This window comes from Mesorhizobium sp. C264A (genome assembly GCF_040324515.1).
Taxonomy (GTDB): domain Bacteria; phylum Pseudomonadota; class Alphaproteobacteria; order Rhizobiales; family Rhizobiaceae; genus Mesorhizobium.
In genome coordinates, this window is record NZ_JAMYVY010000001.1 from 64,246 (window position 1) to 76,744 (window position 12,499).

Here is a 12,499-nt window from a genome sequence, read left to right on the forward strand (position 1 = left end):
TTCGTATGATTGACATCGTCTCATTCATTTTTGATATATGTCAAGCGGAAACTAATAGTCGTTGCGGCGTTTGCCGGCTCAGAGCCGGAGTCCTGATCGAAACGGCTGATGGCAACCGACGTGACTTCAATTCGGATCCTCCCGATGAAAAAACTTGTAGGCGGGGACGGCAAGGATTCTCGAACCATAAAGCCGGCGACAGGAGGAATGTTATGCGCGTGAGTATTCTGGGCGCTGGAGCAATTGCCTATGGCCTTGCGGCCTATTTGGCACAATCGGGACATACGCCAACACTTTGGTCACCGTCGGGAGACCGCACCAGAACGTTGGCGACTGGCGAATTATTGAAGGCGACGGGGGATATCGAGGCGACGGTGCCGGTGCGTATTGCCAATGATTGTAAAGATGCCATCGATCACGCGGATGTGGTGGTGATCGCGCTTCCCGCTTACGGCCACAAGATAGTGATGGATGCCGCCGTCCCTCACCTGGCAGATGGTATTCCTGTCATCGTCAGTTCGCACAGTTCGTTCGGCGCGCTGTATCTCTCCAAGCGGTTAGCCGAGCGCAAGGTCAGGTTGCCGATCGTCGTTTGGGGCACAACGCTCTTGACCGGCCGCCAGCTCGGACCAGCAGAAGTCCAGGTCACTTCCATTCGCCAGAAGCTTGATGTTGCGACGCTGCCTTTCGATGCGCTCGATCAAGGGTACAAGCTTTGCACGGCCTTGTTCGGCGATCGTTTCGTCAAGCGCGATGGTCTGCTGGCAATTGCGCTCAGCAACCTCAATCCGCAGAACCATCTGGGAATTGCCCTTCTCAATCTCACACGAATGGAGAAGGCCGAGCGATGGAGCCAGGGGGAAATGTCACTCCTGCCGTTGGTCGCTTCATCGAGGCTCTGGATGCCGAACGATTGGCCATAGCTGGCAATTTCGGTATCGCGGTTCGTACCGTCCAGGAACATTTTTCATTGTCGTTCCACGTCCCCATGAGCACCGTTTCGGAAATGAACCTGGAGATGGATCGCCAAGGTCGTGGCGGCTTTGGCCCGACGACTATCGAGAGCCGCTATATTCTCGAGGACGTTCCGTTCGGCCTGTTACCAACCGCAGTCCTGGGGAAGATCAGCGGAAATCCGGCGGTTCTCCATGAATCCGGAATTTCCATATTGTCGGCGGCTTATGGCCGGGATCTCAAGGGAGATAATGATATTCTTCCTGGGCTCGGCATCGAGAAAATGACAAAGACGGATCTTGAAGCCCTTTGCCGCAAGGGGTTTTGAGCGCGCTCGCGGCCAATGCGGCGTGATTACGCTTTGGGGAAGCTAGCGCGACGCTCCTGTTACATCATTGCGAGCTGATTCTAACCAACGACATCCGAAGGGGACCAACACAGGTTGGATATTATCAAACTGTGTTGGTCCGAGTTGGCTATTTCACCTGCTTGATCTCCCCCGGCGCCAAACGGCGCCGGATAAGACGTGCCGTATCGATCACATCATGCGTTTGATGTCGGTGTACGCGCCATTCGTCTTCAGCGTCACGGTGACGTCGGCACCGGTGCGGTTGCGCCAGAACCAACCGTGATTGCCGTCAAAGGCTGCCTCAAGTACGCCCTCGTCCTCTGCAGCACCGCGTCCCTTCTCGTATGAGATGCTTTCGCCGCCGCCGTCACCATGGGTGTCGAAGTTCACCGCCGCGCCATTGGCTGTCCAAGAGTAGTTTGCCTTTGCGCCCTTGGCCATGACGAGCTTGATCTCAGCTCCTTCGCCGGGCTTGAGGGTGACCGACATTTCGTCCGTCCGCAGTTCCTGGGCAGAGGCGGAACCAATCACCAGTTCAGCGAAGACGCGCTCCAGAAGACTCGACTGCTGATCTTGGCCTGGCACTGCGGTCGGCGTGCCGTTTTGCAATTCGCGAAGGCGGTCTTGCTCGGCCTCTTCGGCGAGTTGTGTCTTGATCTCGCCCATCTCGGTGAGCTCGAGCGCTCGCCCAACGCCGGTGGGATCGATGGCGTATTCGGCCGGCAGCACGATGGTCACAAGGATGGCCGCTGCCGCGACAATGGCGATGAGGGTAGATCGGAGGAGCTGCATGGATGTCGGCAGTTCAGCGCGGGTCGGGATGTCTGTGTTGTACATGGGAGAATTCCTTTTTTGATCTTTACTTGGAGGTTCAGGAGACGACCCAGCCGGTGAGCTGATAGCCGATCAGCACAAACCCGGCGGTCATCATGATGGTGTTGGCGGTGTATGCGTGGCGCCAGAAACTGTCGGTCCGGCGCCAGTAGCCCATGACGATAAGGATAGCAGCGAGCGCGAGAAGCTGACCGACCTCAACGCCGACGTTGAAGGCAAGTAGGTTGGGCACGAGCCCGTCGGGCGAGATGTTGTATTCGATGATCTTCGTCGACAGGCCGAAGCCGTGGAAAAAGCCGAAGATCAGCGTCGCGATCTTGGTGTTCGGCTGGAAGCCGAGCCACCTCTGGAAGGCACCCATATTGTCGAGCGCCTTGTAGACGACCGACAGGCCGATGATCGCGTCGATGATGTAGCTGTTGATGCCAACGTTGAAATAGACGCCAAGCAGCATGGTCGTGGAATGGCCGAGCGCGAACAGGCTCACATAGATGCCAATGTGCTTCATCCGGTAGAGGAAGAAGATCACGCCGAACAGGAACAGGACGTGGTCGTATCCCGTCACCATGTGCTTGGCGCCGAGATAGATGAAGGGCAGCAGATTGATGCCCGTGATCTCCTGGATATAGCCCTTGTCGCCTTCGGCAACGGCATGGGCGAGGGCAGTCCCCCCAAGCAATGGGAGGGTCAGGAGAGCAATGAGCACAGGAAGGGCCAACCGCCAGCGCGCGCAAGGCGTGCGTGGCGGACCCTTGTAGAAGGATCCTTGCATGAGAATTCCAATCGTCGTCGTTGAGGATGGCCGCGCGTGCGGCCGCGATCATGCGATGACGATCTGCCTGGGAGGGCGCTCAAGCCGGAAACGGATTTCGAGGTCGGCAAACGAAGGCGGGTAAACCAGCCAGCTCCGGCCTATCGGCGGTGCTGGCTGCGCGAAGCCCGGAAGCGTGCTCGCCGTTTCATGGGTGTGGTCGGCCGGATTGTGGCCGTGGGTATGACCAAAGCTCTGCTCATCGGCTTCGCCATCGTCATGGCTGTGGCCGTGTTTTTCGATCTGTGCTGTCAGCTCTGCGTGACGCGCTGCCTCGGCGGCAGCGAGCGCAATCGGGCTATGCGAGGCCGAACTACCCACTGGGGAGAGCAGCACGCCGAGAGTCATCGCGAACGCGACGATGAGACGAAAGGCTGTGCTAGGGATCCAATTCGGCATGCTTAACGATTATTCTCTAAAATCCTAACGAATGGTGGCATGCACCAGAATCGAGGCCACTTTGAGGCTTGGAATATCCTCTCTGGGGGGATAGCATCAAGGGCATGAATGAGCGTCCCCACGTCCACGAAACCCATCCTGCCATCATCAAGCGGCTGAAGCGCGCCGACGGCCATCTGCGCGGGATCGTCGAGATGATCGAGGCCGGGCGACCGTGCCTCGACATCGCCCAGCAACTTCATGCCGTGGAGAAGGCCATCGCCCAGGCCAAGAAGACGCTGATCCAGGACCACCTCAACCACTGCCTTGAGGACGTCGTCGGACCGCTGGCGCTCGAGCAGCGCCGCTCGATCGACGAGTTCAAGGATATCACCAAGTACCTGTGAGAAGCGCCATGATGGACAAAGTTCGCGATTGGTTCGGGTTCGGCCCGATGACGCAAGGCATGGGCGGCCACGGACATGATCACGGCGAGGGCGGCCATGGCCACACGCATGGCGTCATCGACCCGACGATCGCCACGACGACGCGCGGCATCTGGGCGATCAAATGGTCATTCGTCGTTCTGGCCATCACGGCGGCGCTGCAGTTGGTGGTCGTGTTCCTCTCCGGCAGCGTGGCGCTGCTGGCCGACACGATCCACAATGTCGGCGACGCGGTCACCGCCATCCCATTGTGGGTCGCCTTCATGCTGGCCCGTCGCAAACCGAGCAAGACGTTCACCTACGGGCTGGGCCGCGTCGAAGATCTGGCCGGCATTCTGATTGTCCTCATCATCTTGTTCAGCGCCATCGTTGCCGGCTACGAGGCGATCGACCGGTTGATCAATCCGCAGCCGATCGCATTTCTTGGCTGGGTCGCCATAGCCGGCATTATAGGTTTCTTAGGCAACGAGGCCGTTGCAGTGTTCCGTATCCGGGTCGGCCGCGAGATCAACAGCGCGGCGCTGATCGCCGACGGCTACCATGCGCGCACCGACGGCTTTACCAGTCTGGCGGTTGTGCTGGGTGCTATCGGCGTATGGCTGGGGTTTCCGCTGGCCGATCCGATCATCGGGCTCTTGATCACGGTGGCCATCTTCGCGATCGTCTGGCAGTCTTCGAAGGCAGTCCTCACGCGCATGCTCGACGGTGTCGAGCCCGGCATCGTCGATGAAATCCATCATGCCGCCGAGCATGTGTCCGGTATCGAACGTGTCCAAAGCGTGCAGGCGCGCTGGATCGGCCATCGCCTGCATGCCGACGTCGCCATCAGTGTCGCCGACGCGGCGACGGCCAAGGACGTGATGGGCGTCACCGAAGCCCTCAAGGAGGAACTGTTCGCCCACTTGCCGGCGTTGGCTGAAGCGAATGTTCGTCTGGAGAGTTCGGCCGGGTCTGCCGCGACGGGCACGGAACCCTCTCACTCACATGGTCATCATGCGCCGGAGCCCTTCAAGGTCGACTGCGATCTGGCTGCCGGGACATTGGAAATCGTCGACACGCCGGCTGGCGAGCGGATGCGGCTGACCATCGACCGGCATGCCGACGATCTGATGGCAACGGTGATCATCGATAGGCCTGGCGGGCCGGAGACGCTTCGCCTCGAACCCGTCGCCGACAACCATCATCGCCTTGAGAGCACCGTGGCTCCTGCTGAGCCGCATGAGTTCCAGGCGAGGCTGGTCTTGGCCGCGAAGGGTCGCGAGCAGGTGCTGCCGTTCAAAATGGTCGAGCCGGAAGGCCACCATCACTGAGATCAGGCCCGCCATTCAATCGCCACGGATCAACGACCCATCGCTCCTCCAAGAAGACAGACATATGCTGCAAGTCCTTGCCAATCGCACTTATCGCCATCTTTTCCTGGCCCAGGTCATCGCCCTGATTGGCACTGGCCTTGCCACCGTGGCGCTCGGGCTGCTGGCCTATGACCTTGCCGGCGCCGATGCCGGCGCGGTGCTCGGCACGGCGCTTGCCATCAAGATGATCGCCTATGTCGGCGTGGCGCCCGTTTCCGCCGCGTTCGCCGAGCGCCTACCACGCCGTACCATGCTGGTTTCGCTCGACCTCATCAGGGCAGGGGTTGCCGTATTCCTGCCCTTCGTCACCGAAGTCTGGCAGATATATCTTCTCATCTTCATCCTGCAGTCGGCGTCAGCCGGCTTCACCCCGACCTTCCAGGCTTCGATCCCTGACGTGCTGCCCGAAGAGAAGGACTACACGCGGGCGCTGTCGCTGTCGCGGCTTGCCTACGATCTGGAGAGCGTGGTCAGTCCGATACTGGCGGCGGCACTGCTTTCCGTCATCAGCTTCCATAGCCTGTTCGCAGGCACGGTCATCGGCTTCCTGGCGTCGGCCGCGCTGGTGGTGTCGGTGGTTCTGCCGAGCCCGAAACCCTCTGAGCCGCGCGGCATTTACGAGCGCACCACACGCGGCATCCGTATCTATCTGGCGACGCCGAGATTGCGCGGCCTGCTGGCGCTCAACCTCGCTGTCGCCGCCGCCAGTGCCATGGTGATCGTCAACACGGTCGTGCTGGTTCAGGCAAAATTCGGCCTTTCCCAGAGCGACACGGCACTTGCCCTTGCCACCTTCGGTGGCGGCTCGATGATCGCGGCGCTGGTCCTGCCGCGGCTGCTGGACAGCATCCCGGATCGGGTTGCGATGTTGTCAGGCGCCGGCCTGCTGGTTGCCGGCGTGTTCGCAGGGCCGTTCGCCATCAGCTATCAGCTGCTCTTGCCGCTCTGGTTCGTGCTCGGGCTGGGCTATTCGCTGGCGCAGACCCCGTCTGGGCGGCTGATCAAGCGCTCGGCCGATCCCGTCGACCGGCCGGCATTGTTTGCCGCGCAATTCGCGCTTTCGCACGCCTGCTGGCTCATCACCTATCCGATCGCCGGACTCGTCGGCGCGGCGATGGGCCTGCCCTTCACCTTTATCCTGCTTGGCGTCATTGGCGCCGCGGCACTCTTTGCCGCGATGTGGTTGTGGCCGCGTCACGATCCCGACGTTCTCAGCCACGCCCATGACGATCTGTCTGACGGGCATTCGCACCTCGAGGACGCCGTCTGGACCGAAGCAGGCTTCGAGCATGCGCATGGTTATGTCGTTAACGATAGGCACCCAAAATGGCCGAAAGCGAGCTGAGCGGCCCCAATGCTGGGAGATGTTGGTGCCTTCGGCGCGCTGTTCCTCACCGCGTTCGCCGCAGCGACAATTCTGCCGCTGCAGTCAGAGGCGGTGCTGGCCGGCCTGCTGCTGACCGGAAGCCAGTCACCGGCGGCGCTGATCCTGGTCGCGACGATCGGCAACGTGCTTGGTTCGGTTGTCAACTGGCTGCTCGGCCGCTGCATCGACCGCTTTCGCGACCGCAAATGGTTTCCGGTCAAGCCCACTGCGCTCGATCGCGCCGCGGCGCGCTACCGCCGTTACGGACGATGGAGCCTGTTGCTGAGCTGGGTTCCCGTCATCGGCGATCCGCTGACGATGATGGCCGGTGTTCTGCGCGAGCCGCTCTGGAGCTTCGTTGCGATCGTCACGATGGCGAAAGCCGGCCGCTATCTCGCGCTCTCGGCGGCGGTGCTGAACTGGCTGTAGGCCGCAACCGCGACCAAGTGGGTCGCTGGGGTAAAACTCTCAAACGGTTTTCCGACTTTATGTCTTATGTCTATACAAATTAGCAAGCGTGCACATGATCGTTGCCAATCAAACAAAAAGGGGAACTAACATGATGACTCTCGACCGCCGCAATTTCCTGGCCTCCACAGCCGGCCTGGCCTTCATTGCCGCGTTTCCGCGCGCCGCGTACTCGGAGGGGCATGAAACGTTGAAGGTCGCCATTGCCGCCGAAACCGGCGATCTCGACCTGCTGCAAAACGTCTCCACGCTGAGTTCCTACACGGTCGTGTTCGACGCCCTCATACACTATGGCCAGGACGGCGCGCTCGAGCCCGGGCTCGCCACCAAGTGGGCTGTCGCCGACGACCAGCTTTCGATCGCCTTCGACCTGCGCGAAGGTGTTGCCTTCAGTGACGGCACACCCTTCGATTCGACCGCCGCCGAATGGAATCTCAAACGCTGGCTGGGCGTCGCGGATTTCTCATGGATCGGTGTGTCCGACGGATTCGACAGCATCGTCACCGATGGACCCAGCAAGTTGACGATCAAGCTGAAGCGTCCGGTGCCCGCCGCCTTGCTGGAGCTCACCATCGTGCGTCCGGTGCGCTTCCTGTCGCCGAAGGCTGTCGACGCCGGCGGCAAGCAGACCGCTCCGGTCGGCACCGGACCGTGGATCGTCGAAAGCTACGATTCCTCCGGCACCGTGCTGGTGCGCAACGACAAATACTGGGGCGAGAAGCCACTGTTTGCTCGCATGGAGCTGAAGGTGGTTCCCGACGAACTCGCCCGCGCCAACGCCCTGCGTTCCGGCGATCTCGACGTGATCGGCGGCGACTGGGTGGCGACGCTGTCGCCACGCCGCGCCCGCGCGCTTGAAAAGGACGGTATGAAAGTGGTGGCCGAGGCCGGCACCGCAACCATGCTGCTCGGTTATTCGCCGAAGGCCAAGATGATGGCCGACAAGGCCGTGCGCGAGGCCATCTATGTCTCGGTCGACCGCGCCGCGATCGCCAAGGTGTTGTTCGAAGGCTACGCAGATCCGGCGGCGGATCTCTTCCCGGCCAACGTGCCTTCGTCGGGCAAGCGGCATGACGTGCCGGTACGCGACGTCGCCGCGGCCAGGAAAATCCTTGCCGATGGCGGTTGGAGCGAAAGCGGAGGCGCCTGGAGCAAGGAGAGCGCGCCGCTGGCGATCGATTTCCTCGTATCGGAGGAATCGCTGCCGGGTTCGCGCCGCATCGCCGAGATGATCCAGGGTCAGCTGTCCGAGGTCGGCTTCCAGGTTCAGGTCTCGTCAGTCGACAACGCCACCATGCACGACCGTCGCCCGGCGTTCGAATATGATCTTGCCTTCTTCACCACCTATGGCGCGCCCTATGATCCGCACGGCACGCTCGGCAACGCGTTCGTATCCACCGCCGACAGCGGGCCGGACGGCAAGATCTATGTTTCCCCGGAGCTTGATGGCGTGGTCAAGGCCGCGCTCGAAGCGAGCGGCGACGAACGCGAAGCCAAGATGCAGGCGCTCTACGACTGGCTGCACGACAACCGGGCGATCTGCCCGCTCGTTGTCAGCCAGCGGCTGTGGGCGCACAATCCTCGCGTCGAGAACTTCGCGCTTCCCGCGACGGACTACGACCTGCCGTTCAAGGCGATCACGCTGAAGGCCTGAACGCCTCGAACCTCCTGGGGGAGTTCCGATGAGACGCACGATTCTGCGAAGGATGTTGCTTGCCTGTCTGCTTGTCGTGGCGGCATCGGCATTGACCTTTACCCTGGTTGCCGCGGCGCCGGGCAACGTCGCCGCGCTCATGGCCGAGCGTGCGGCAGGCCCGGGCGCGGATGCCGAAATGATCAAGAAGATCGGCGAGGACCTCGGGCTCTATGATCCGCTGCCGGTCCGCTACGGCCGATGGCTTTTCAGCGCCATCACAGGCGATCTCGGCGTCTCGCTGCGCACCGGCAAGCCGATCGCGCAGGAATTCGCCGCCAGAATCCCGATGACGGCGGCGCTGCTTGCGGGCGGCGGCATTCTCGCCTTTTTCCTGTCGCTGGCGCTCGGCGTTGCCGGTGCGGTCAGCAATGGTGGCGCGTTGGACTGGTTCCTCCACGCCTTCTCGCTGGTCGGCGCCTCGACGCCGAACTTCTTCGTGGCGGCGCTGCTGGTCATCGTCTTTTCGGTGATGCTGGGCTGGCTGCCCACCTTCGGCGTCAGCGGCTTCACCTCGTGGCTCTTGCCGTGGGTGACAATCGCCCTGTTTCCGGCATCGGTGCTGAGCCGCGTCGTCCGCGTCAACCTCCAGGAGGCCATGTCGCGACCCTTCGCCACGACGGGCTTCGCGAAGGGCTACACGAGGACACAGGTGCTGATGCGCGAGGCTCTGCCCAACATCGCCATCCCGTTCCTGACCACCTTCGGCGCCCAGTTCACGCTGATGATCATCGGTTCGATCGTGGTTGAAACCGTGTTTGCGCTGCGCGGCGTCGGCGCCTTCTTTATCGATGCAATCCGCTTCCGCGACTTCGTCGGCATGCAGTCGGTTCTGTTGCTGTTCGTGGTGTTCTTCGTTGTCGTCAACCTGATGGTTGACGTGATCTGCATGTTTGTCGACCCGCGCATGCGTAGGGCGAGAGGAGCTTGATCCGATGAACACGTCCTTGTTCAGGAGCATGAAGGACTGGCCCTGGCTGGTGCTGCTGCCAGTCGTCTTCTTTGTCGCGGTCGGTGTGCTCGGTCCCTCGATCATGCCTTACGATCCCGGCGCGCAAGACTACGACGTCACGCTTGCGGGACCGAGCTGGGCTCACTGGCTGGGCACCGACTATCTCGGCCGCGATATTCTGAGCCGCATCATCGGCGGCGCCCGCATATCGCTGGTGGCGATGGTGATCGTGCTGGTGGCCGCACTTGCCATCGGCGTCAGCATCGGTTCGTTCGCCGGTTATGTCGGCGGGCGCGTCGAGCTGGTGTTGATCAGCCTCATCGACATCGCGCTGGCGCTGCCAAGCCTGGTGATCGCGCTGGCGCTGATCGGCGTTCTCGGCACCGGCTACTGGTCGATGATCACGGCGCTGACGCTGGCGTGGTGGGCGAACTATGCCCGCATGAGCCGCGCCGTGGTCACCGCCGAATTGCAACAGCCCTATATCGAAGCGGCAAGGGTGATGGGCGCCAGCCATCTGTGGATCTTTGTGCGCCATATCCTGCCGCATGTCCTGGCCCTCGTCGTGGTCTATGCCAGCGCCGATGCTGGCGCCCTTGTCCTGGCCATCGCGACGCTGAGCTTCCTCGGCCTGGGCGTCGCGCCGCCGGCGCCGGAATGGGGCCAGATGCTGGTCGACGGCATGAGCTACATTGAGGAATACCCGAGGCTTGTCGTCCTTCCGGGCCTTGCGCTCACTTTGGTGGTGGTCAGCTTCAATCTGCTGGGCGAGACCTTCGCGTTGCAAAAGGTGCCGAGGCCGGTGCGCGGCGGTTTGCTGCGCAAGCGTCGCAAGGCGCGCGCCGTTGAGGAAGCGGAGCGGAACGCCGTCGAAACGGGAACAGCCGCGCCATGAGCGACGAGCCGATCTACTCCATAGAAAACATGGTCATTGATCTCTACGCCACGACCGTTTCCGTGCGCGCGGTCGATGGGGTGTCGTTCAACGTCCGTCCCGGCGAGACAGTCGCCGTCGTCGGCGAGAGCGGTTCGGGCAAGACCGTCATGACGCTTGGGCCGCTCGGCCTGCTGCCCGAGGGCGTCACCGTCGACATCAAGGGATCGGCCCGAGCCGAAGCGAGCGAACTGGTCGGAATGGAGTCCAGGCGCTTGTCTGACCTTCGCGGCCGCTATTTCGGCGTCATTTTCCAGGACCCGATGAGCGCGCTGAACCCGATGCTGAAGATCGGACCGCAACTGGCGCGCCAGGCGCGCCGCTTTGCCAATCTCTCGTATGCGGATGCCCGCAAGGAAGCGGTCTCGCTGCTCGCCCGCACCGGCATCCCTGACCCGGAAGACCGCTACGATCGCTATCCGCATGAAATGTCTGGCGGCATGCTGCAGCGCGCCATGATCGCACTGGCCCTGGCAAGCCGGCCGCGCGTGCTGATCGCCGACGAGCCGACCACTGCGCTCGACGCCACGGTGCAGGCGCAGATCCTGGAGCTCATCCGCCAGATCCAGCGCGAGGAAGGCATCGCGGTCGTGCTGATCACGCACGACATCGGCGTCGTCGCCTCGGTCGCGGACCGGGTCATGGTGCTCTATGCCGGGCAGGTGGCGGAGGAGGGGATCGCGATGGATGTGCTGACGCGGCCGACGCATCCCTATACACGCGGGCTGCTTGCCTCTGTACCGGATTTCCGCGCCGACGAACGCGCCGCGACCAAGGAAATACCAGGTTTGCCGCCGAACCAGATCAGGCTGGAGCCGGGCTGCCGTTTCGCTGCCCGCTGCGAACTGGTTGAGCCCGAATGCCGCGTGCATCGGCCGCCGCTCCAGACGATCTCGACGGGCGGGACGCCGCACAAGGTGGGATGCCCGGTGGTGCTGAGGCGGGAAGGGATAGCAATCCATGGCTGACATTGCGGCGATTGAGGTTAAGGGCCTGAAGGTCCATTTCGCCAACCGCTCCGGCACAGGCGCCGTGCGGGCGGTCGACGGCATCGACCTGACCATTCCGCGTGGTGCCTTCCATGGCATCGTTGGCGAATCCGGTTGTGGCAAGACCACGCTGGCTCGCAGCGTCGTCGGCCTGCAGAAGGAGACTGAGGGTACGGTGCTGATCTCGGGGCGGGATCGCGCCCAGTGGCTGAAGTCGGACCGCAAATCGTTCAGCCGCGAGGTCCAGTTCGTCTTCCAGGATCCGCTGGGCTCGATGAGCCGTCGCCAGACCGTCTACCAGACGCTGGAAGAGCCGCTGCAGATCCATCGCCTCGGATCTCCGGCCGAGCGCCGGCGCCGTATCGGCGAGCTGCTGGATCTGGTGGCGCTGCCAGCGACCGTGCTCGACCGCCTGCCGCGTTCGCTTTCCGGCGGCCAGCGCCAGCGCGTTTCGATCGCTCGCGCGCTTGCGCTGAAGCCATCGATCCTGGTTTGCGACGAACCGCTCAGCGCGCTTGACGTTTCGATCCGGGCGCAGATCGTCAACCTGTTCACATCATTGCAGAAACAGCTTGGCCTTACCATCGTCATCGTTGCGCATGACCTGGCGATCGTGCGCGAGGTCTGCTCAAACGTGACGGTGATGTATCTTGGCCGCATCGCGGAAGCCGGCGTGACGCGGCCGCTGTTTCGCGAGCCGGCCCATCCCTACAGCCAGGCACTGCTTTCGGCGGTTCCTTCGCCGGATCCTCGTATCGAGGCCGGCCGTCGCCGAATCATCCTCGCGGGCGACCCTCCAAGCCCCAGCGCGCCGCCACCGGGATGCCGCTTCAACACCCGCTGTCCTGTGGCGATCGATGTCTGCCGGACCGAGGAGCCGATGTTGCGCTCGGTGCCGCATGGCGGGGTCGCGGCCTGCCACCTTGCCGACGGCGAGCGGCGGCCGGTGATTTGAGTGCCGACTTGATCTGCC

General features: G+C 62.5%; 12 protein-coding genes and 1 pseudogene. 10 read left to right on the top strand and 3 right to left on the bottom strand.

Annotated features, from left to right (window positions below):
* Window positions 1-212: 212 nt before the first annotated feature.
* Window positions 213-1,282 (top strand): annotated as a pseudogene (locus NKL04_RS00315) (NAD/NADP octopine/nopaline dehydrogenase family protein).
* 210 nt (window positions 1,283-1,492) lie between these two features.
* Here NKL04_RS00315 and NKL04_RS00320 read toward each other — a convergent pair.
* The 3 genes from NKL04_RS00320 to NKL04_RS00330 are packed head-to-tail and all read right to left on the bottom strand — an operon-like array spanning window position 1,493 to window position 3,347.
* Window positions 1,493-2,140, bottom strand: coding sequence for a hypothetical protein (locus NKL04_RS00320; protein WP_023683328.1), 648 nt, complete (start codon window positions 2,138-2,140; stop codon window positions 1,493-1,495).
* A 34-nt stretch (window positions 2,141-2,174) separates the two neighbouring features.
* Window positions 2,175-2,909, bottom strand: coding sequence for a HupE/UreJ family protein (locus tag NKL04_RS00325; protein ID WP_031202371.1), 735 nt, complete (start codon window positions 2,907-2,909; stop codon window positions 2,175-2,177).
* Window positions 2,910-2,957: 48 nt separating this feature from the next.
* Window positions 2,958-3,347, bottom strand: coding sequence for a hypothetical protein (locus NKL04_RS00330; RefSeq protein WP_023683326.1), 390 nt, complete (start codon window positions 3,345-3,347; stop codon window positions 2,958-2,960).
* A gap of 104 nt (window positions 3,348-3,451) precedes the next feature.
* Here NKL04_RS00330 and NKL04_RS00335 point away from each other — a divergent pair, with 104 nt between their 5' ends.
* From NKL04_RS00335 to NKL04_RS00375, 9 genes are all read left to right on the top strand, one after another.
* Window positions 3,452-3,733 carry a metal-sensing transcriptional repressor gene (locus NKL04_RS00335; RefSeq protein WP_023669876.1) on the top strand — a complete coding sequence of 94 codons (282 nt, stop codon included), beginning with the start codon at window positions 3,452-3,454 and terminating at the stop codon, window positions 3,731-3,733.
* A gap of 8 nt (window positions 3,734-3,741) precedes the next feature.
* The gene (locus tag NKL04_RS00340; RefSeq protein WP_023686263.1) at window positions 3,742-5,082 is read left to right on the top strand and encodes a cation diffusion facilitator family transporter; all 1,341 of its coding nucleotides are present in this window, start codon (window positions 3,742-3,744) and stop codon (window positions 5,080-5,082) included.
* A 64-nt stretch (window positions 5,083-5,146) separates the two neighbouring features.
* Window positions 5,147-6,469: an MFS transporter gene (locus NKL04_RS00345; protein WP_023691678.1), complete on the top strand. Its 1,323-nt coding sequence runs from the start codon at window positions 5,147-5,149 to the stop codon at window positions 6,467-6,469.
* Window positions 6,470-6,478: 9 nt separating this feature from the next.
* Complete coding sequence (locus NKL04_RS00350) at window positions 6,479-6,919, top strand: YqaA family protein (protein ID WP_023683323.1); 441 nt, start codon at window positions 6,479-6,481, stop codon at window positions 6,917-6,919.
* 130 nt (window positions 6,920-7,049) lie between these two features.
* Window positions 7,050-8,612, top strand: coding sequence for an ABC transporter substrate-binding protein (locus NKL04_RS00355; RefSeq protein WP_023686260.1), 1,563 nt, complete (start codon window positions 7,050-7,052; stop codon window positions 8,610-8,612).
* A 28-nt stretch (window positions 8,613-8,640) separates the two neighbouring features.
* Entirely contained in the window at window positions 8,641-9,582 is a 942-nt protein-coding gene (locus NKL04_RS00360; RefSeq protein WP_023686259.1) for an ABC transporter permease, read from the top strand.
* 4 nt (window positions 9,583-9,586) lie between these two features.
* Window positions 9,587-10,498, top strand: coding sequence for an ABC transporter permease (locus tag NKL04_RS00365; RefSeq protein ID WP_023699718.1), 912 nt, complete (start codon window positions 9,587-9,589; stop codon window positions 10,496-10,498).
* Window positions 10,495-11,505 (top strand): ABC transporter ATP-binding protein, encoded by a 1,011-nt coding sequence (locus NKL04_RS00370; RefSeq protein ID WP_023686258.1) that lies wholly within the window; start codon window positions 10,495-10,497, stop codon window positions 11,503-11,505. The genes NKL04_RS00365 and NKL04_RS00370 overlap by 4 nt, the downstream gene beginning before the upstream one ends.
* Window positions 11,498-12,481 carry an ABC transporter ATP-binding protein gene (locus NKL04_RS00375; RefSeq protein WP_023686257.1) on the top strand — a complete coding sequence of 328 codons (984 nt, stop codon included), beginning with the start codon at window positions 11,498-11,500 and terminating at the stop codon, window positions 12,479-12,481. The genes NKL04_RS00370 and NKL04_RS00375 overlap by 8 nt, the downstream gene beginning before the upstream one ends.
* The last annotated feature ends 18 nt before the right edge of the window (window positions 12,482-12,499 follow it).

Excerpts from the sequence above, each read along its gene's own strand:
- NKL04_RS00325 (WP_031202371.1), bottom strand. The coding sequence starts at position 2,909 with ATGCAAGGATCCTTCTACAAGGGTCCGCCACGCACGCCTTGCGCGCGC.
- NKL04_RS00365 (WP_023699718.1), top strand. The coding sequence starts at position 9,587 with ATGAACACGTCCTTGTTCAGGAGCATGAAGGACTGGCCCTGGCTGGTG.
- NKL04_RS00340 (WP_023686263.1), top strand. The coding sequence starts at position 3,742 with ATGATGGACAAAGTTCGCGATTGGTTCGGGTTCGGCCCGATGACGCAA.
- NKL04_RS00330 (WP_023683326.1), bottom strand. The coding sequence starts at position 3,347 with ATGCCGAATTGGATCCCTAGCACAGCCTTTCGTCTCATCGTCGCGTTC.
- NKL04_RS00320 (WP_023683328.1), bottom strand. The coding sequence starts at position 2,140 with ATGTACAACACAGACATCCCGACCCGCGCTGAACTGCCGACATCCATG.
- NKL04_RS00345 (WP_023691678.1), top strand. The coding sequence starts at position 5,147 with ATGCTGCAAGTCCTTGCCAATCGCACTTATCGCCATCTTTTCCTGGCC.
- NKL04_RS00350 (WP_023683323.1), top strand. The coding sequence starts at position 6,479 with ATGCTGGGAGATGTTGGTGCCTTCGGCGCGCTGTTCCTCACCGCGTTC.
- NKL04_RS00360 (WP_023686259.1), top strand. The coding sequence starts at position 8,641 with ATGAGACGCACGATTCTGCGAAGGATGTTGCTTGCCTGTCTGCTTGTC.
- NKL04_RS00370 (WP_023686258.1), top strand. The coding sequence starts at position 10,495 with ATGAGCGACGAGCCGATCTACTCCATAGAAAACATGGTCATTGATCTC.
- NKL04_RS00335 (WP_023669876.1), top strand. The coding sequence starts at position 3,452 with ATGAATGAGCGTCCCCACGTCCACGAAACCCATCCTGCCATCATCAAG.
- NKL04_RS00355 (WP_023686260.1), top strand. The coding sequence starts at position 7,050 with ATGATGACTCTCGACCGCCGCAATTTCCTGGCCTCCACAGCCGGCCTG.
- NKL04_RS00375 (WP_023686257.1), top strand. The coding sequence starts at position 11,498 with ATGGCTGACATTGCGGCGATTGAGGTTAAGGGCCTGAAGGTCCATTTC.